The 19864-nt window shown below is 46.6% G+C and carries 17 protein-coding genes and 6 tRNA genes; 4 read left to right on the top strand and 19 right to left on the bottom strand.

Annotated features, from left to right (window positions below):
• Window positions 1-531: 531 nt before the first annotated feature.
• Window positions 532-1314: a M23 family metallopeptidase gene (locus AM1_RS01460; protein ID WP_238549137.1), complete on the top strand. Its 783-nt coding sequence runs from the start codon at window positions 532-534 to the stop codon at window positions 1312-1314.
• Here AM1_RS01460 and AM1_RS01455 read toward each other — a convergent pair.
• Window positions 1309-2238 (bottom strand): FTR1 family iron permease, encoded by a 930-nt coding sequence (locus AM1_RS01455; RefSeq protein ID WP_012161007.1) that lies wholly within the window; start codon window positions 2236-2238, stop codon window positions 1309-1311. The genes AM1_RS01460 and AM1_RS01455 overlap by 6 nt on opposite strands.
• A gap of 475 nt (window positions 2239-2713) precedes the next feature.
• Here AM1_RS01455 and AM1_RS01450 point away from each other — a divergent pair, with 475 nt between their 5' ends.
• Together AM1_RS01450 and ppk2 are read left to right on the top strand one after the other, a co-directional pair.
• Window positions 2714-4888, top strand: a complete 2175-nt coding sequence (locus tag AM1_RS01450; RefSeq protein WP_012161005.1) for a glutamine synthetase III family protein — start codon at window positions 2714-2716, stop codon at window positions 4886-4888.
• A 141-nt stretch (window positions 4889-5029) separates the two neighbouring features.
• Window positions 5030-5989, top strand: a complete 960-nt coding sequence (gene ppk2 / locus AM1_RS01445; RefSeq protein ID WP_012161004.1) for a polyphosphate kinase 2 — start codon at window positions 5030-5032, stop codon at window positions 5987-5989.
• A 126-nt stretch (window positions 5990-6115) separates the two neighbouring features.
• Here ppk2 and AM1_RS01440 read toward each other — a convergent pair whose 3' ends face one another.
• The 3 genes from AM1_RS01440 to AM1_RS01430 form a co-directional block, all read right to left on the bottom strand.
• The gene (locus tag AM1_RS01440) at window positions 6116-7192 is read right to left on the bottom strand and encodes a beta-N-acetylglucosaminidase domain-containing protein (protein ID WP_012161003.1); all 1077 of its coding nucleotides are present in this window, start codon (window positions 7190-7192) and stop codon (window positions 6116-6118) included.
• Window positions 7193-7347: 155 nt separating this feature from the next.
• Window positions 7348-7983, bottom strand: a complete 636-nt coding sequence (locus AM1_RS01435; RefSeq protein WP_012161002.1) for a HesA/MoeB/ThiF family protein — start codon at window positions 7981-7983, stop codon at window positions 7348-7350.
• Window positions 7976-8821 (bottom strand): hypothetical protein, encoded by an 846-nt coding sequence (locus AM1_RS01430; protein ID WP_012161001.1) that lies wholly within the window; start codon window positions 8819-8821, stop codon window positions 7976-7978. The genes AM1_RS01435 and AM1_RS01430 overlap by 8 nt, the downstream gene beginning before the upstream one ends.
• Window positions 8822-8905: 84 nt before the next feature.
• Between AM1_RS01430 and AM1_RS01425 the strand changes: the two genes are divergently transcribed.
• On the top strand, window positions 8906-9475 hold the full coding sequence (locus AM1_RS01425; RefSeq protein WP_012161000.1) for a Uma2 family endonuclease: 570 nt from the start codon (window positions 8906-8908) through the stop codon (window positions 9473-9475).
• 114 nt (window positions 9476-9589) lie between these two features.
• Here the strand turns inward: AM1_RS01425 and AM1_RS01420 are convergent, their stop codons facing one another.
• From AM1_RS01420 to AM1_RS01355, 15 genes are all read right to left on the bottom strand, one after another.
• Entirely contained in the window at window positions 9590-11017 is a 1428-nt protein-coding gene (locus tag AM1_RS01420; RefSeq protein ID WP_012160999.1) for a vWA domain-containing protein, read from the bottom strand.
• Window positions 11018-11374: 357 nt separating this feature from the next.
• Window positions 11375-12055, bottom strand: coding sequence for a deoxyribonuclease V (gene nfi / locus AM1_RS01415; RefSeq protein ID WP_012160998.1), 681 nt, complete (start codon window positions 12053-12055; stop codon window positions 11375-11377).
• Between the two features lie 38 nt (window positions 12056-12093).
• Window positions 12094-12834 carry a hypothetical protein gene (locus tag AM1_RS01410; protein ID WP_012160997.1) on the bottom strand — a complete coding sequence of 247 codons (741 nt, stop codon included), beginning with the start codon at window positions 12832-12834 and terminating at the stop codon, window positions 12094-12096.
• A gap of 452 nt (window positions 12835-13286) precedes the next feature.
• Entirely contained in the window at window positions 13287-13487 is a 201-nt protein-coding gene (locus AM1_RS01405; RefSeq protein WP_041660705.1) for a hypothetical protein, read from the bottom strand.
• A gap of 65 nt (window positions 13488-13552) precedes the next feature.
• On the bottom strand, window positions 13553-13900 hold the full coding sequence (locus AM1_RS01400) for a hypothetical protein (protein WP_049783673.1): 348 nt from the start codon (window positions 13898-13900) through the stop codon (window positions 13553-13555).
• A gap of 1209 nt (window positions 13901-15109) precedes the next feature.
• Window positions 15110-15187, bottom strand: a tRNA-His gene (locus tag AM1_RS01395).
• Between the two features lie 105 nt (window positions 15188-15292).
• Window positions 15293-15368, bottom strand: a tRNA-Arg gene (locus AM1_RS01390).
• A gap of 100 nt (window positions 15369-15468) precedes the next feature.
• Window positions 15469-15542: transfer RNA gene (locus tag AM1_RS01385), tRNA-Val, on the bottom strand.
• A gap of 224 nt (window positions 15543-15766) precedes the next feature.
• Entirely contained in the window at window positions 15767-16282 is a 516-nt protein-coding gene (locus tag AM1_RS01380; protein ID WP_012160993.1) for an O-acetyl-ADP-ribose deacetylase, read from the bottom strand.
• Window positions 16283-16347: 65 nt separating this feature from the next.
• Window positions 16348-16420, bottom strand: a tRNA-Thr gene (locus AM1_RS01375).
• Window positions 16421-16428: 8 nt separating this feature from the next.
• Window positions 16429-16505, bottom strand: a tRNA-Met gene (locus AM1_RS40760).
• 101 nt (window positions 16506-16606) lie between these two features.
• Window positions 16607-17029, bottom strand: a complete 423-nt coding sequence (locus AM1_RS01370) for a hypothetical protein (protein ID WP_041658601.1) — start codon at window positions 17027-17029, stop codon at window positions 16607-16609.
• A gap of 110 nt (window positions 17030-17139) precedes the next feature.
• Window positions 17140-18441, bottom strand: a complete 1302-nt coding sequence (locus AM1_RS01365; RefSeq protein WP_012160990.1) for an RNA ligase family protein — start codon at window positions 18439-18441, stop codon at window positions 17140-17142.
• A 243-nt stretch (window positions 18442-18684) separates the two neighbouring features.
• On the bottom strand, window positions 18685-19305 hold the full coding sequence (locus tag AM1_RS01360) for a hypothetical protein (protein WP_012160989.1): 621 nt from the start codon (window positions 19303-19305) through the stop codon (window positions 18685-18687).
• 304 nt (window positions 19306-19609) lie between these two features.
• Window positions 19610-19682: transfer RNA gene (locus AM1_RS01355), tRNA-Lys, on the bottom strand.
• Window positions 19683-19864 lie beyond the last annotated feature (182 nt).

Here is a 19864-nt window from a genome sequence, read left to right as displayed (position 1 = left end):
CTTTGATTCTAAGAGAGAGATTCTCAAACTGGATAATGCGTTTCAGAATCTTTCCAAATCTCTAGGGATCGAGCAGGGACAAAATCACCAGCAACCTCTTATCAAATAAGGAATTACCGATAAAATCAAAATCTATTTTATTCCTATAAAGGTGTAATAGCTATCCTGAATCAAGGCTATAAACAATAAAATATGATTAACATTTCCTAATATAAAAACAATCAATCAATATTTAAAGAATAAATTTTATTCGCGTGAATGTATTCAATGCTACTACATTATTATCTTGATCAATTTTAGAGTTGGTCAGCCTAAAAAGTGTGTTCAAGTAATATGCCTGTTGAGAAGATTCCTTGCTGGGTAAGAGAATTTTCCTCTTTAACCTCAATATTCAATTCTATTATTCTTCACTCAAATAAGCTTAGAAATAAGAGTTATCCAGATTATATTTCCCCAGAAAATCATTTTTTTCGTATAAAGAAAGAGAAAAATGGATTTCAAGCTGATTGTTATCAATATTTCTATAAATTATTGAGTAATAGACAGAATTTGTGCGATTTTCCTATAAAAACCCACCAAAAGCAATCGATTCGAAATCCAATTTCTAAGGGGCTGAAGCAAACGGCCACCTTAGTGAGTTTGTCGTTGGCTTGTGGTTTAGGCTCGGGTTGCTCCCTATTGTCAGTTCGACCCGCTCCATCCATGCCAGAAGGAGGGGCTTTCCCAGATCCCCCCACTAGCATGCCCAGTCTTCTTCTCAATCGGTTAGGGGTTAAGCAGTGGTTTGATAATCGTCGAGGAACTCATCCCCTGACGGATCTGCCTAGTACAGCCATGAAAGGCTATTGTCACCCCCTTCAAGGCAAAGGGTTTCTCAGTCAAGGAACCCGAGGCAATACTCATCAAGGCCGGATGAAATATGCCTATGACTTTGGTGTACCCATTGGCATGCCCGTTTATGCCATGCAGGGTGGGCGAGTGATTGGCTTGCGAGATAAATATCCCGATAAAGGGGGAAGACGTAGAAATGCGGAGAAGTTTAACTTTATTTGGCTAGAACATAGTAATGGAGTCCGTTCAGCCTACATTCATTTGCAGCAGAACTTTAAAAAGAAAATCCCAATCAAGTTGAATGATTGGGTGAGAACGGGGGACCTCATTGGCTACAGCGGCAATTCGGGTTGGAGTTCGGCTCCCCACTTACATGTCGAAGTCCATAGTATTAGTGAATCTGGCTTTGGCCAAACCTTGCCGTTTGAAATAGTCTCTAAGTGCCATAACACTCCTTTCGCCAGCGTTCGTCAGGCTTCATAAAGCAGTGGTTTTGGAAGGGGTAGGAGCCACCGCTTGAGGTTGTAGACTCCTCAGGTACAGGGTGCCGACGGAGAAGAGGAACGTGCCATAGGCAACGGCTTGCCCCAAGTAAATCTGATCGCGGTAACCCAATAGGGCCTTAAACAGTAACCCTGGAAATTGATGATCGGACAGGACCCTGCTTGTATCCCACAATTGGGGACCCAGGAGGCACGAATCCTGGGCAAAACATAGATTTGTGGGAGAAATGGCCATTTGTTCCCAAGCAAAGGCGGCGGCATCCAGATTCTTGCAAACGGAAACGACCAACCCAGAGACAATCAGTAGCAAGAAGATCCCCATCACCTGGAAAAAGCGGCGGATATTAATTCTGACCCCGAATTTGAACAGACCAAAGCCAATGCCAGTGGCTCCGATCAAACCTGCGATCGCACCCACGCTACCCGCAGTTCCTTGCTGCAAATTGGTAAAGATAAACAGGACGGTTTCAAATCCCTCTCGAAGAACCGCAATTAAAATCAGCATAAACACCCCCCATCCCGCAGACTTGCCATTCTTTTGCAACGCGGAAATCAATGAGCCTTCGATTTCTGACTTGAGGGAGCGCGCTTGCTGAGTCATCCAGATCAGCATCCAGCTCAACATGACAATGGCCGTTAGGCATAAGCCACTTTTCAGTAATGGCTCAATAATGGGTTCAAAGGTGGCGTTACTCACGGTTACCCAGTTAAGGGTCCAGTTCAAAAGAAAGCCCGTAAGTACACTCCCCACTAAACCCGCTAAAATTCCCAGGTAAACCCAGGTATTGAGATAACTTTTTCCCGATTTTTGCAAGCAAGCCAGAACAATACCCACCACTAGAGCTGCTTCAACGCCTTCTCGGAGGGTGATAACAAAGGTGGGTAATGCAGCAGAGATATCCATAAAGTTCAATTTTAAAGTGAATTATTTTGTTGAGAGAGATTCCTAATAAGATCCAGTTTAGCAATTCCCCTGCACTGGGAAAAAAATTTATTTATAGAAAAGCGAAATGGATCCTGGCGTTCTGTAGTTTTGAACACAGCAGAGGTCTGGATTACATGTCAGTAATGAAAGCAATTCAGGTCTAGGCTTGGATTACTCCAACTTCGAATGGCGTTGCTGAATTTACAAACTCAGCGTGTTGAGAACGATAGGTTAAATTTTATTAAAGCTATTTTTCTATTAATACCAGGGGATTTTTTTGATTTGAGTAACGCCATTATTCCTTCTCTCAAAGAGTTTTAAGGTTTTTACTCACTGGTCTAATCTGCCCTATAGAAGGTGAGATACAGGTCAGTTTGTATTTCGGTATCCGTTCTATCCATTTTAAGGAATAAATTTGCGTACCATCAGGAAGTTCGAGTCCTGAGGAATCACCATGAGTGGAAATGAAGCCCGAGTCCTAGCTGTTCACCAAATTACCAATCGGGAATTGATGCCACCCAAGCCTCCTGAATCCCTGGAGAAAATTTGGGCTGAGAACGTCTTTAACTTAAGTAAAATGCAGGCGAGCCTGCCGAAAGCCGTCTTCAAATCGATTAAAAAGACTATTACCACGGGGGAAAAGCTAGACCCGTCCGTGGCGGATGCCGTGGCGACGGCCATGAGAGATTGGGCACTTGCCAAAGGGGCTCTCTACTACGCCCATGTGTTTTATCCCATGACCAACCTGACGGCAGAAAAGCATGATGGCTTTATTTCCGTTCAAGGGGATGGCAATGTTATTTCAGAATTCTCTGGCAAGGTGCTCGTCCAGGGGGAACCGGATGGGTCTTCCTTCCCCAATGGTGGTATTCGGGACACCTTTGAAGCTCGGGGCTATACGGGCTGGGATGTCACTAGTCCCGCCTATATTATGGAAACGGACAATGGAGCCACCCTGTGTATTCCCACCGTATTTGTTTCCTGGACTGGGGAAGCGTTAGATAAGAAAGTCCCCTTGTTGCGCTCCATCGCCGCCATGGATAAAGCTGCGAACAAAGTTCTGAAGTTGTTGGGCCATACGGAGATTGCCCATGTCAACTCTAGCTGTGGGGCTGAGCAAGAATATTTCCTAATCGATTCCAACTTTGCCAGCCAGAGACCCGATTTGATGCTAGCGGGGCGCACCCTATTCGGCAAAGCTCCGGCCAAGGGCCAGGAATTTGACGATCATTACTTTGGGGCCATTCCAGAACGGGTTCAGGTGTTTATGCAGGATGTGGAGGAAACCCTCTATAAACTCGGCATTCCTGCCAAAACCCGCCATAACGAGGTGGCTCCGGGACAATTTGAAATTGCCCCCTTCTTTGAAGCGGCCAATGTGGCTAGTGACCATCAGCAGTTGATTATGACGGTCCTTAAGCATACGGCTAAAAAACATGGGTTTATTTGCTTGCTCCACGAAAAGCCCTTTGCGGGGATTAACGGGTCGGGTAAGCATGTGAACTGGTCCGTGGGCAACGCCACCCAAGGCAACCTGCTAGATCCAGGCGATTCCCCCAATGAGAATGCTCAGTTCTTGATCTTCTGTGGGGCAGTGATTCGGGGTGTGCACAAATATGGTCCTTTGATGCGAGCTGCGATCGCAACCGCTAGCAACGACCATCGCCTCGGTGCCAATGAAGCGCCCCCAGCAATCATGTCCGTTTACTTGGGCACCCAACTCGAAGAAGTCTTTGAGCAAATCAAAAATGGCTCGGTCACGGATTCCAAGCACAAAGGGGTGATGGATTTAGGCATCGACGTCCTGCCTCCCCTGACCAAAGACGCAGGCGATCGGAACCGGACCTCTCCCTTCGCTTTTACGGGCAATCGGTTTGAATTTCGAGCGGTAGGGTCCAGCCAATCGGTCTCCGGTCCCTTGATTGTCCTCAATACCATGCTGGCAGATTCCTTGGAATGGATCGGCAATCGCCTAGAAAGTGAGTTATCGAAGGGACTCGAACTGAATACAGCCATTTTGACTGTACTCAAAGAAGTGATGGAAACCCATGGTTCAGTCGTCTTTGGCGGCAATGGCTATTCCGACGAATGGCACAAGATGGCCGTTGAAGAGCGGGGACTCGCCAACTTACCCACCACTGCCGATGCTTTACCCTATCTCAAAGCAGAATTCATTGAAGACCTCTTCCAAAAAACGGGTGTCTTAACCCCCGTTGAGTTGGAAAGCCGCTTTGAAGTCTATGCTGAACAATACATTCTCTCCATTGAGGTGGAAGCAAAGCTGGTCACGAATATGGCCAAAACCATTATTTATCCAGCAGCGGTTGAGTACTTATCCAAGTTGTCCTCAACCATCTCCAGCCTGTCGGATCTGGGCATCGATTGTCATAAGGACAGTGCCAAGACAATTGCAGAACTTACCAATTCGATGGCAGCCGTCACTAGCAAATTATCTGCAGCGATGGAACCCCATGACTTTAGTTCGACAGAAGAGCAGATGATGTATTGTGCCAAAACCATTCGTCCCCTCATGGATGAGGTTCGTTCCTATGCAGATGCGTTAGAAGGTGAAATTGCGGATAGTTTCTGGCCCTTGCCCACCTATCAAGAAATGCTGTTCATTAAGTAACCCCACTGGCGAATAACCATAAGAAACTCACTTGAAGAATCTCAAGTGAGTTTCTTGTTCAGAGCGCACTTAAGCCACTCTACTGAAGAGCTAAGGCTAGGATAGATGTTGGGTGCTATCCAACCTAGAAGGATTTGAGCAATGTCATCAAAAAAGAAGCAAAATGCTTCCCCTAATTCCCCACCTGAAAAGGCTGAGGTCCAACAGGATAAGCCACCCAAAATAAAGAAGAAAAATAAACTGAGTAAAAAGCAGAAAGCAAGCCGTCAACTCTCCTCGGAGCGCAAAATCTTTCACCATATCTCGGAATCAGAGGGCAGTTCCAAACTGTCCAAAAAGAAGTATGAAAAAGAACTGGCCCGTCTCCAGCTTGAACTGGTCAAAATGCAGTACTGGGTTAAAAATACGGGGACTCGCATCGTCATTGTGTTTGAAGGTCGAGATGCGGCGGGTAAGGGCGGCACCATTAAGCGAATTACCGAACCCCTCAATCCTCGCGGTTGTCGGGTGGTTGCCTTGGGAACCCCCAGCGATCGCGAAAAGACAGAATGGTATTTTCAGCGCTATGTGGCTCACCTACCAGCAGCCGGAGAGATTGTTTGTTTTGATCGCAGCTGGTACAACCGAGCTGGCGTTGAACATGTAATGGGGTTTTGCACCGACGACCAGTATGAGGAATTCCTGCAGACTTGCCCTGAATTTGAACAGATGCTGGTTCGCTCCGGCATCATTCTGCTGAAGTATTGGTTTTCCGTCAGTGATGAGGAGCAAGAGCGGCGCTTTCAGACTCGGACGACGGATCCAGCCCGCCGCTGGAAGCTGAGTCCCATGGATCTAGAGTCCCGCGATCGCTGGGCTGAATATTCCCAGGCCAAAGACAATATGTTCGCCCATACGAATATTCCTGAGGCTCCTTGGTTCACGGTGGAAGCGGATGACAAAAAGCGGGCTCGTCTCAACTGCATTAGCCATTTCTTGAGTAAGATTCCTTACGAAGATATGACACCCGAACCGATGGAGTTGCCACCCCGAAAGAAAGCTCCGACAGATTATGTCCGTCCACCTCTTAACGAACAGTTTTTCGTTCCCCAGCTCTACTGATAGTGTCAGGGTGAGGGGTTAAAAAATGCGGTCTAGAATCTCTACTTTCACGAGCGTAGTCTATATTCTTTGGGCAAAAAGCGATTACCGATAGACTTCGATTGAGGAAACCTTCAGGTTTGATGATCACATCGTGAGACAGTCTGTGGAGAAGGGATAGTCTCCTTGTAACCACCCCACAATTTCTTGTGAGAATTTAGTGCCCATGGGTTGGTATTGGGTCATTAACTCTGCTTTTTGGGTTGGCCCCATCTGCTCTAAACCCTGGTCTTGCAATAGACTGAGATGATCTATCAGACTCTTGGCCAGTGTAGGGCCACAGAGGGACGTAGCGGCTTCCTGCATGGCTTGCGGTGGATCATAATCGTTTTGTTGTTGATAGCTTAAGTGCAGAGTTCGCAACGGAATTTGAGAAAGGTAGGCTTGATTCATAGGATTAACTGCATGTCCTGAAATCCAGTCGGCCATTTGAAAGGGCCGATTTTCAAAAGCCCTGAGATGCAGATGGTTACACATGTTGGCACTATCATTGACCGGGTAGTTATCCCAGATAAAGGGTTTTCGCCCCAGCTTTTGGCTGACCTCTTGCAGGTGTTCCAGGGGATAGCTGTTTGAGCAAATCTCTGGCCCTGTCCAAAAAATATGCAACTGTGGATCGATTAACTGCCCCAAGGTTTCTAAGTAGTCGTCGGGGCGTTCTCCAAATAATTGATCCAGAATTCGACTGCTGCTGTAGTAGGTCGGACACATAATAAAGGTCTTGGCTGTACTCAGTTCAGTAATTCGGTGGGTAATTTCAGCTTGAATCTGGGCAATGCGATCGCAATCTCCTCGCATATCATCAAACAAAATCGCCAAAATATCCGGCTGAAGCTGATTGAGATATCGAATTTTGGTATTTAGCTGCTCAATCGTTTGCTGATCGTAATTAAAGAAGATTTCATACAAATTGATGCCAATTCCCCAGGCGATACCCGCTTGGCGATACCGTTCCCCGAGCTGTTTCAGTTCTGCATAGGTGGTCTCTGGCCAAACGTCCTGCCATCGAATCCGTAAATAGGGATCGGCTTTAGGGGCATAGATATAGAACTGATATCCATTTTGTTTGAGAAAACTGGCGTAATCTAATCGGGCTTGCCAAGGCCAAGGCTTACCAAAGAAGCCTTCAATAACGCCATATCCCCATGATTGCTGGATGTCCATAGTGATTGCCGAGCCCATCGCAACGTTAACTTGGGTTCTTGATGAAGAGAGTTCAAAGCGTTCAGAAAAAGAGATTACACTATTGCACTCAGAATTTCTAGAAGATTTTCAGTCTAATTGTGTCATGACAATCCCTGACAGAGATTTTGCAACTATCAACTGGTGTGAATCACAAAGTCTCGAAGGGTAATCGTACAGCTTTGTTGACGACCTTCCGTGATGAATCGAGTGATGGTTTCACTTGCGATCGCAACGGTCAACAACACCAAATTCCGCGCTAGGGGATAGTCGCAGATATCATCATGGGTTGCCGATGGCACTTGATACTCCGGCTCCCAAACCACTTCTGCATACTCCGCAGCCAATCCAGCATGGAGGCAAGGAATATCCTGCTCTAAACAATAGTCTTTAACCGCTTGGCGAGAAACACTGTTATCGAAGGTATCAATAACCAAAGAACTCCCCCGTAATAGTGACTGGGTATTGGCGGCGGTGAGCTGCTTGGGAATCACGTCCACCGTAGTTCCCAGAGCTCGATACAGCATATTGGCTAGGATCTTGCCTTTATAGGCCCCGACATCAGATCGATAGTAGGGCTGGGTAGAAAGGTTGCGAGTCTCGATGCGATCGCAGTCAATCACTTTAAGTTTTCCGTAGCCGGAGCGGGCCAGGGTTTCCACTAAGTTGGCCCCTAGTGCACCTGCGCCACATACGGTCACCGGATAATCTCGGAGCATCGCCATCTGTTGGGTAGATCGATATAGCTGCTCATGAAAAAATTGTTCAGTCATACCAATCTTCTTCCTCCTGTTCAATCACCCCGACAAGAGATTCCAGATCAAAATCGAGATCGCGTCCGCTGAGACAAATACCTGAACTCAATACGGTGAGGTCCGATTTTGCGATCGCACTGATCTGTGGTTGGCCCTCCGCCGTTGTCCACTCCACTCGCCAGTACTCCTCCTGATTAGAGAAGTGTTGGAGGGTGCCTCCTCCCACTTTGAGGGCTTTCGCTAGTCGCCTTTGATCGCGTTCGGCTTGAGAAAATTCACCTAATGGCTGAGTGGCTAGCTCATAGGCCATGCGCATTTCTGGCGTTAGGCCTTTGAAGCGGAGCTGCTCAGGGGGTGTATGTTGCTGAAAGGCTTGTCTGAGAAACTCCGAGGGTTGGGGGTTGGCTCGACGGTCGAGGGTGTCAAACCACCAAGTTTGGGTGTTTGGGCGTGCGATCACAACATCAAATGCCGATCCTTCCGTTACCAGATGAATCGGAACGGGTTTGGCCCATCCCCATCGTTGAGTCATATCGCTGACATTGAGGGGAAAAGCTAACCAGGTTTGGCCCTGCAGCAATCGGACCAGTATCAACCGGAGGGTCGGTAAAGGGTGCAGATAGGCTTCGATTTGGGGGAGATCTGCCATTCTATTGACCCTTACATGGGTTCTATCCACTGGTTGAAAGATACCCCAGCCTTGAAAATCATGGGGGATAGGTCTGAAGGTGTAAACCAAGTTTGAAAGCTTGGTGCGGATATGACCATTGCGAACACAAGGTGCTAGAAACTGCTGGTTGAGAAGTTCTGCTTCCTGGATAGTTAAGTGATTTAGTAAAGAATGGATATTGACCATTGCTAAGCTCCTGCAGATGGAATGGAGATGCCCTTGGATAAATGCCAACATGGAAGCTAGAAGACGAATGCTGAGAGACTCTCCATGACTACGATTCTTCTCAACCTAGAGCCAATAGCGACAAGCCTGACCCATGAGCAGTTCTATGAGCTATGTATGGCAAACAAAGATATTGCGATGGAGCGGAGCCCACAAGGAAAGCTGATCATTATGCCCCTTGTTGGTGGTGAAAGGGGTAGAGACGAAGCAAGGCACATTGCAAGGCTGGTTGTATGGAATGACCAAGCTAGGTTAGGGGAAGTATTTAGCTCTTCTACCGTTTTCAAGCTACCGAAGGGTGGTGACCGTTCTCCCGATGCTGCATGGGTTGTCCAAGAGCGCTGGGAGACATTAACCCAAGATCAACAGAAGAAGTTTCCACCTTTATGTCCAGATTTTGTAATTGAGTTGCGATCCGAGAGCGATAGGCTAAAGCTGCTGCAGGCCAAGATGCAGGAGTATCTGGATAGTGGTCTTCGGCTAGGTTGGCTCATTGATCCACAAAATCAAACGGTTGAAATTTATCGGTTTGGACAGGAGGTAGAGGTGCTTGATCTGCCAACTACTCTTTCTGGTGAGGATATTCTTCCAGGTTTTTCAATGGCAGTTGAGTAAATTCCGACGTTAGAATACATGGCCAATATTTGACTTATTTAGTTTGATCGAACCCTTAATAAGGTTATTCAGAGAGCGATCACATCAACAATCGCTCTCTGAACTAGCTATCAATTAGTACCGAATGGGCAATGGAGTCTCCATGATTTCCATCAGCAACTCCAGTCGAGAAGGGCGAGTCAGTAAGGGTACCAAATTGGGTAGTGCATAGTAATCTCCTTGGAACGTGAACGTTTCCACTGGGGCTTGCTGCTGTCTAAGCTGGTTTTCCACCAACTTGTAGGCATGGCCCACTCGCACAATTACAACATTGGGCAAAAGGCCAAATTCCCGACAATACCGCTGGTAAGTTTCAGCAAAATAGGGCGTTGTATTTCCCCCTTCATCGGTAACCAAAATAATTTGGTCAACCTTTTGCTGGTGCTGACACATCACCTCCAACGCACACCCCAAACTAGTACCGCCCCCAGCTTTGATTAGCTTAAAAGCTCGCTCCCAGTCACTCAGGTCTGAGCCTTGGGACTGGACTGGGTAGGGAATCGTATCAAAGGCATAGACAAATAGATCCGCTTGGCTAATGCCAGAAATCATGGCAGCCAGTCGCTTTCCCACCTCGATCGCACTGCTCATGGAACCAGACTTGTCCACCAGCAATGCTGTTGACTTACCGATGGTTCCACGTCGCTTAACCTGCTTATCGGTGACCTTTTCCAGTTTGGCAGTTGTTTCCGCATCCACGTCGACTGCCTCTGCTGCCACTTGGGCTTTGAAGGCAGAGATTCGGGTGTCTGTTTGGGCCTTTCCCAATTTGTCATCGATGAGCTGCTTCATCTCAGCATGGTCCATTGCCCCCCGTGCTTTTAGGGACTTAAGGTGGTTGATCACCTCTTGGGGACTCATATTGTGAATTAAGGCAGCCAGCACTGTGGGGGTGAGTTGCTGGATAGACCCCGTTGCGATCGCATAGGGAATCTTAAACTCCACAATCAATCGCGCCTGTTCACTTGGGTGCGGTGCATTTGCAATCTGTTTGAGGACTTTTGCCAGCGATCCATCAGGTGGATCATTCTTGAACAGAATGGCATCAGCCCGAGCTCCCGGCTTAATGTGCAGGGTCGCATAGAGATGCTTGATGGCTTTTCGTGCCCGTAACGCGGCTCGATCAAACTGCTTTGGATTCTGCTCTCGCCGAGTTAGATAACGGCGAACTGCAGTGCGGGTTGATCGAGGGACCTTGCCCAACTTCTGCTTCATAAAGTCAATGACGCGGGCCACCTGGTATGGGGGCAGTCCTTGCAACAGGACAAATCCCGCTCCTCGGTGATCCGCCATGCCACTAGTTAACAGGTGACTGACGAAAACCTCCTTGTGGTCACGCACATCACCATAACGTTGATACCAAACCGCTAGATGACCATAAAATAGCGGGTCTACTTCCACCATTAACTGGTGTGTTTCCGCCACTTGCTCCAACTTCCGATGAGGGGTGGTTAGCAAGCTATTCAGCATTTCTAGACGTAAATCCTGTTCTGCAGTATTCATATAAACCTCCTGGGTTGAGTTAGGAGGCAGCGATTGCACGCAAAGCACATCCCAATGGATGCACCGCACAAGTTAAGGAAGCAATTCGCTTTCGCGACGGCCTGTTTCGCCTATGGAGATAGGCGAAACAGGCCATTGAGAGTATGTAAGCTCCCTCTGTTTGGGTGCGGCAATACTGCCATTAGTAAAAAATGAAGGACATCGACCTGGTGAAGAGCACGATATCCAATTGAAAAATCCACACAAGTATGAAAAGCATTTTTGCGCGAAGCAAAGCAGGATTTGAACCTGCAGCCCTCCCTATAAAGTAAGGACTCAACCAAGTATGTAAGCTTTTCTTGTTGGGGTGCGGATTGTTTATAAGATGACAGGTTGGGCATTGCCCTTGGATAACTGATCGGCTTGGCGAGTGGTTTCAGGTAAACGATATGCGGGAGCGCATTGGAGCACCAAATCAATAGCACTTTGCAAACTAATGCGATGGCCAATGGACACAAAGATAGGTTTAACCTTTGTTTGTGTCCGCAGGGCTGCCCCAATAACCTCTCCCCCATCTGTGATCGGCTGCCATGCCCCACGATCATCGGCTAGAGGTTGAAATTCCCCAATGAAAGGAGTTTTGGCTACTCCGATAGACGGCAGTCCACTAACAATTCCTAAATGGCAAGCAAATCCACACCGACGAGGATGGATGGTGCCATTGCCATCACAGATTAGGAGTCCAGGCCGAGTTTTCAGACTTGCCAAGGCTTCCATGACGATAGGAACCTCTCGGAATGCTAGCAATCCCGGTACATAGGGGAAGGTAACCGGAAGACGAATCGCCACAGATTCCTGCACCTTGAGATCAGATAGTCTCAGTACTGCAACTACAGCACAGGCAATTTGATCCTTATCCTCAAATCCAACATCCACTCCTGCCACCGTTTCAAGGGGACCAAAATCGTCCTCTCGGATGACTTGGTGCCGCAGTTTTTCCTGAAGGGCAAAGGCCGATTCAGGATTTTTCATCTGGTTAAAGTGATGTTTGTGGGGCATAACAATCTCCTACAGAGAGCTAGGACTTTCAACCCCTCTCAGGAGGTAGGTTTAACTGCTTTAATCTGACTTAAAATAAATCGGATCTCCTTCTTGTTACACTGTTTTTTCTTGACTGCATAACGGGTATTGATATTGCCATATCGAGTCTGCCGAGGGATTTCGCCCCGCAGCACATCTCTCACGGTCATCACAGGGAAAGGGGGAAAGTCCTCATAGGTAATCAGATACCAAAGCTCGTTTAGTTGCTGATATTCATGATAGGCATCGATAACAACCCTATCGGATGGCGGCCTTTGTCGCTGTCGCTTACGAGGTTTCTTTTCAACTGCACATAGAATTCTAGTCTCAGGATGCACATAGAATTTGTCCCGATAACAACGATAGTCTAAAGGCTGAAAAGAGCCCCAGTAGGGTTTGTGGTACAGCACACCATCCATGATTTCAACATGGAGTTCAACAAAGTCCCATACATGGCTTAGTACATGTTGTCCCGCCATGGTGTTGGTTTTAAGCCGTCGACAGAGTTTGCTGTAAACGTCATCCCAGGGTTGACCCACATGGGACTTTAAAAATCGCCGCAGCGGTCCCAAATGATCTGAAAGCCACTTTGTTTTACCTCTCGGTTTGATGAGATACGGGCTGAGTAACCCATCCTCGGTAGCCACTTCAGTGAGGCGATCTAACTGTTTTCTTGCTCCCTTGACCTTTCTGAGGCTACGCCTCATTCCCCCACGAGGTCGTTCAATGGTGATTTCGCTTAATCGATGTTCGCTCATAGTGTGGTTCTAGATAATCTGTAAATGTTTTGGCGACACTCCCCTCAGAAATGGGGAGTGGAGGGGAACGAACGTTGCCAATACCAGAAATCCAGAACGCTATTGCGTTAAAAATAGCGCTTCGCACAAGTCAAGAAAGCGGTTGTGTCATACACAGGAGTTGAACCTGTATGTGCTTGATCTACAAATCAAGTGCCTTACCATTTGGCGAGTATGTATGCTTTTTTCGTTAGGGTGCGAACGCGAGTTTTGGGCAATAACAATACTTCCGTGCAAGTTTAGAAAGCAGTTCATCAACTTACGGCCGCTCTTACCAAATCAACCTTGGCAGTGGGCCCGCATCTTCTATCTGCGAGAGATATTGGATGCTTCGCTAGTGCGATCGCTCGCACATTGCTACCTTAGGACCGTTATTCGTGTGTAAGCTTTCTCGATTGGGGCACGGGAGTTATTTATCCGTAAACGGCCTCGGGGCGGACAATCACATCTCCATTTGGACGATGATCAACCACGTAGGTATCGAGACGGTTAACGGGGACTTCTAGGTGGCGGGCTACATGCGCTTTAATGATGCGGTCACCCATCCCCCCTTGAATTCCTAAATGTTGTTCAGCGATATCATAAGATCGCCCTTCAAACCGAATATGCACCATTTTGACCTCCTGAATCATGATGTATGGAGTTCTATTGTTGTTGAGACCAGAGCTATGGACTGAGGTTAGCGATACTCCCCAATCACCTCAATTTCGCCGACGATATTGTCGTTCAGCTCTTCTAGTTTTTCTGCGGGAATCCACCATTCTGTGTGGTGGGCACCCCCAACTTTCTGGATGTCATAGTTGTCCATAAAAGATTTTTTGACGCTGAACCGAGTGACGTACCCAACTCCACTCGCTTTGATATTCCATCGGGTGGCAATATCAATCGCGTATTGCTCGTTTGTGACTGGATAAAAGATGGGTTGCTCCGGTAGCCTTGGCGGCCAGCGACGAAAATTAGCATCTTTGAGCAACTTCAATTCTTCAGGCCCCGTTGGTCGATACATTGCGATGACGGTATTTTTCATCTTATTGAGATGTGGTATTGCCAACGTTTCAGTTAATAAAGCTTGTGAATGCTAGAGAGAGGAGGGATTTAATTAAATAGAAGCCCTTAGTGCATACAGAGAGGCAGATATACGAACCTTTCTGCTAGTAAATGACTTCAGATGTACCTTTATCACTCATCGTTTTAACCCTTGCAAACGCGCGTTAAATTAGTTGTAGCATGCTTGTAGTATATGCTGCAAGCTGTGATTATATTACCTTTCTGAATGGGCATATTCACCTGGGAGTATTTCCTTGAGAATGCTTCATCCACATGAGTTTTAGTGTGTTCAATCGGATAATTTTCCTGATCTGAAGCCTTGCAGTTAAATGTGTCTGTAAGCCATGCCAGACAGAGTTTTCAGGCTTCAAGTGAAGTAATATTTAATACGAGTTTTGCTTATTTACTATTTATTCGAACTGGTTTTAAGCCTCTAGTAAAGGCGAAATATATATCGATAAGAGAGAAATTAATTTTCAGTGGAAACTGAACCTCTGGGGTCTCTGACCGTATTTAAAATTCTAAAAAAATAAATCGACCTATATATATAAAACTTATTAGTGAGTTTAAACAATATGATTGAATCAAAAAATCATCGATTAAACATGCAAGATTGTCTCAAAAATCACTACATTTTTTATTGAAATAGGCCAGGATATCTGTAGATAAAGCTCAGTCCTAGGAAGCAAAGTAAAAGCCGTGGCTAAAAGTTGTCGCAGATGTAAGAGCCGTTATCTCATACATTCTCGCCTTAGAGGATTCCATGAAAAGGTGCTTTTACTTTTTAACATTCACCCCTATCGCTGTAAGTCCTGCGGACATAGATTCTACGGGTTCTTGAGAGTTGGTCAGTCTAGGGATAAATTGCCTATCATAAGCCTCCTAAAACACTTTTTTTCCAAAGCTTTTAGGGCATTGCAAAATTTTAAGACATCCCGTCATTGAGTAGAGCTGGACCAAAATAATCCTCACTAAGCGCTCGCATAGCATTTCCTAAGGAATTACCCCTACAGCGGACCGAACCCTTCTGGTGGAATTCTTGGTATAGAGCTAATCTTTATCCGCTCTTCGACAACACCATATGGGAAGAGAAAGGAAGGTGGAGGAATCGAACCCCTACAGCGAACCGTACCCTGATTTTCAAGACCAGTTGCCGACCATTCGGCGGCACCTTCCATAAGGTGTGAATTGGGGTGGCCGACGGGACTTGAACCCGCTAACACTAGGATCACAATCTAGCTCCTCGTCCGCTTTGGATTCGGCCAACATAGTTGATTCTGTTCAGATTTGTGCGCATAGCGTCTCCGATAGGAGATACTGACATCTTTCTGCTTGCAAGGCTGATGCTTTCTAATTAAGCTACAGACTCATTTGGCAGGAGTGGTAGGATTCGAACCTACACAGACCGATTTAGAAGATCGGTGCCCCATCCCTTAGGCGACACTCCCAGGTTTGGTAGGGGATCTGGGTTATGATCCCAGCCGTCTAGACTAATCTGGTCCCCTCGCTTATAAGGCGAAGCCGCTCACCAGAGCTATCCCCCACTGATGGTCCCGGTAGGATTCGAACCTACGGCCACCTTTTTGTAAGAAAGGCACTCTCCCAGGCTGAGTTACAGGACCACAAAGCGAGTGGTGAGATTCGCACTCACGCGCTGGCGTTGGCACCGCCAGATGCTACTGCTACATCACACTCGCCCAAAGCGGATAACGAGATTTGTTCGCAAAGCGTCTCTTCGCATCAAGAGGTTGGAAGCCTCTCATGCTGGCACACCATATCAGCAAGAGTTTATATCCGTTAGGTTTTATGCACCTAAGTTTTGTGGACCTTACTAATTTTGCACCTATTAATTCACCTGCTCCCCTATTTTTAGGTAGGTGTGATAAATCAAGTCGCCAAAGCAGGCAAAGATAACCTGGGTTATGGATTGATTCATCTGCAAGAAATTGAGGGTCGTTTCAAAGGCGATTTGACAGGCTTGATCTATCGGATATCCATAGACTCCGCAACTAATGGCAGGAAAGGCTATGGTTTGAATCCCATTGTCAACGGCTAACGCTAAACTGCGTTGATAGCAGGCTTGCAATAAAATCGCTTCATTGGCTCCCCCGCCTCGCCAAATCGGACCAACAGTGTGAATGACATACTTAGCTGGAAGTTGATATCCTTTTGTGAGTTTGGCATGGCCCGTTTTACAGCCTTTAAGGGTTCGGCATTCTGCTAGGAGTTGGGGGCCGGCTGTACGATGAATCGCTCCGTCGACGCCACCCCCGCCGAGTAAGGACTCATTCGCCGCATTGACGATTGCATCTACCTTTAGGGTTGTGATATCAGTTTGGACTATTTCGGTTCGGGTATCCATGGATTCGCTCCTTTCGGAATCGCCTAGTGAGAAGAATCATCGTTCTGTACCTAAATAATGGGACAAGCTGGTGACAGGAGTCGAACCTGCAGCCTATTGTTTACAGGACAATTGCTCTGGCCATTGAGCTACACCAGCTCAAGATTTGGTAGCGGAGGTGAGAGTTGCACTCACGGATGTGCAGCGTATGAAACTGCCGAGCCCCTCTTGCTCCATCTCCGCTATGAGGGTTGGGATACTGCATTGTTCTTGAGTGGTTGCAAATTTTGGAGTTGTTTCAGGGTATGGGTGATGAGTTGCGATCGCAACTCATCACCTCTGAACTTATGCTCCAGGCATTCGAGCCAAATCTGGCTCCACCCAATGTTGCCTGGCCTCCTTCGACATCAACCGATCCTTGGAGTAGTAACTCAAGGGGAGATTGCGATTGCCCCAAGCCTGTATCAAAGACTCAGCCAGTTGGTCGATAGATTGGGAAACATCGTGCTGTTCAAGGAAGTAAACAATCACTTTCAGATAAAACTGTGTGATGGTTTCGTGATAGCCCGATGTCTCAGAATTCACTACACCGCAGACAATGTTGTACCTTTGAATTCGCTCCCGCATTAGATTCAACGCCGTTGGTGGAGAGTAGCTCATCAGATGCCAGAGTCCGACCCGTAGGTGAGCTTTATGAGTCCACGCTGATTTAGGTAGCGTGCAATCACAAAATTCTTGGGCGATTGAACTCGTACTGGATTTGACCATAAGACTTCCATTTTGACTCGCAAGCAATTCTGAGCTGGTGTTCACCAGGCAATCGAGGTTGGGCGGTGGCCACTGTTAAACTCCCACAGAAGCGAACAGTGACCACCCATTTACTGCGCAATGTCAGTGAGGGAGAGGATGCGATCGCGAAACCAAGACTTCCCAGAATGGGTAACCGCTTTATTGACATCCTTCCAAGAAAGTTTGGCTGCTTCTAATTCAGCTTCGCTTTCTTTTTGCACATCCTGAGCTAGCCACTTCAGGAAGCCCCCCAACTGCTTCATCTCCAATGGCCCCTGGCAGCTCTCAGATAACCCTTGCTCCAGTCGAGCAGGAGTTACCATCAACGCTACAAATTCATCAATACTCTTAACGAATTCAGGGTCTAGCTGCACGGGCTGTTTGGTTTTGACTACCTGATGCTTTTCGCCTTTCGCCTTAAACATCAGCTCAGGGTATGTCAGTCGATCAACTCGAGTTTGGGTTTGGGGATAGAGAACCAACCCTTCTCCCAACCCTTCAATCCCGAAAGTGGCTTTAACCCAAGGGTCAATTTGCTCAACTTCGGAGACGAGCTGGTTGATGGCATTGGCGACGGATTCCAATTGGTCTCGGTTGCCAAAATCCAAGGTCAATGGCTCTCCCATAAACGGCAGGACAAAAATGTCCGGGTGAGATGGGAGTAGCTGGGATATCTTATCTGGATCGATTTCCAGCTTGGCGACTTCATTTTCTACTCCGCCATACTGGACCGCAAACACCGTAAAGATTCTGCGATCGATTTTGGAAATAGAAGTCCGCTTCTGAATCCCCCGACCACACCATTCTCCAAAGATTGTGATGTGTTCGTGACCCGCCAACGGAGCAAAGTAATCCATCTGTTGACTGACCCATTGGGCAAATCCCATATTGTCATCATCAGGTGTGATGATTTGGGAACGGCTTTGGGCTGCCACGCGGCCATCTGAGAAGATTTGCACCCCGGCATTGGTTCCATCCAGTTTGATTTTTGCTCGATAGGTTACCATTGGAGTGGCTTCCAGGGCCATTAAACTCCGACGAACATTATGCAGGAGTTCCACACTGGGCCATCGCTGCATTTGTACCGACTGCACAACGGACTGCTGGCAATAGGTTTGAGATACATCTTCACCAACCGGTAATTCCGTTTTCTCCAGTGCCATCCCGTAGGAGATGATGCCACGCAATTTGGTTGCTTTGATTTTGGTGCCGTCTTTGAGAACAGAATTGACCTGGGCAACCAGGACATGTTCACCAACCCCATAAATCCGCTCCAAATTTCCTATCACCTGCACAGAAGGGTGGCCAGGTACTTGCATCTCGTACACATTAAGCGAGTCAGCATTGGGATGCCGCGCAACCTTAATCACTTCCATCACAATGACAGTCATTTCACACCTCCTTTGACTTGCAATATGAACGAAAACTTGGAAGTAACGATATATTCACTCCGGTGAGGAATATAAAATACGTAGATTTGAACTATCCTAAATCCACGATTTGATAAAAAAACTATCCTGAACTAGATAAAAATTTCAGTCTCTTTAAGTAAAAATTGACAGCAGAAGGTGTCGAAATAACCAGGAAGATTATGATATTTATGGGTTTTTCTAGGAGCAAAAGGAAATAGTCTATTAATCAGCTTCTACTTCAGGTTCATTGAACTCTTGATTCTGAATACTGATGATTTTCGGGGTAGATCGTGTAATTTGATCGCCAATCTTGACTTCTGCCCAAAGAACGACTGTATCAACCAATTTATCTGCCTCAAACTCCCATTTATTGTCATAGATGGGTGTTGCCTTTGGCGGAGCATGTAAAAGCCAGTTCCAATAGTACTTCCCTTCACTTCCGATTATTTCTTTATCGAATATCCTGTTTAAAGGCAGCTTGCCATATGAGTAGGTTTCCCCTGGAGACAAAAACTTTTTTTTCGGGCGGCTGGTAGCATTCCTTACGATTAGATGTTGATCCATTACTCTAGCTCGGGGGTCTTCAGTCTCTTGAAGAGCAAATAAGCTAATAGCAGAACCATCATATTGGCTTGGCAACTCGATTTTCTTATCTGTTTTATTCGTGATTTTTATTTCGATATCACCAGATTCTTGATTTTGCCTTGGATTATAAGAATCAACGAAGGTATATAGTTCAACGTCCACACCATATCTTGTTCTAGAATACTGGGCGATGCTCGGCATATTAACCGTCATTCCAATCATCAGCAATGCCAAGATGGAAATTGTTTTGATCTTCATAGATATGGATCAGAGAAATATGAATTAACGGATAGAGGATCAGATGATTGAAGCCTTATTAGAAGTATTGCCCGTATCAGTAAAATATTGGACAAGCTGAAATCAGTTGCTATATGCAGCCATAAATTGGAAAGCGAAAATCCTTATTTCTGGCATTTTCCTGTGACGGAATCCTGATGTGTGGGTTCCAAGCTTATGTCCACCTCTTGAATTCTCAAAATTAATTTAGTCATCTTATATCTCCTTTTACACATAGTCTCAATGAAATATCAGCAATCAGGAATACTCATCTCGATGGGGATGATGGGCTGTGTAGGCTTCGAACCTACGCGCTTCCGCTTAAGAGGCGGCTGCTCTACCAACTGAGCTAACAACCCGAGAAGTGGGCCGCCTAGGGGATGTACGCGAAGCGGCTCCGAAGGAGCTACCTAGATCTATCCGCTTAAAAGGCGGCTGCATATCCGCTCTGCCAACGGCCCATAAATTTTACCAACCTTGCATTTAGAAATATTGAACTTCAATATTTTTCTTTTTCCGATAGATATAATCGAATTGAAGG

Origin of the sequence: Acaryochloris marina MBIC11017, assembly GCF_000018105.1 — a bacterium.
Classification (GTDB): domain Bacteria; phylum Cyanobacteriota; class Cyanobacteriia; order Thermosynechococcales; family Thermosynechococcaceae; genus Acaryochloris; species Acaryochloris marina.
The sequence above is the reverse complement of the archived record's forward strand: the minus strand, read 5'-3'. Positions and strand labels throughout refer to the sequence as shown.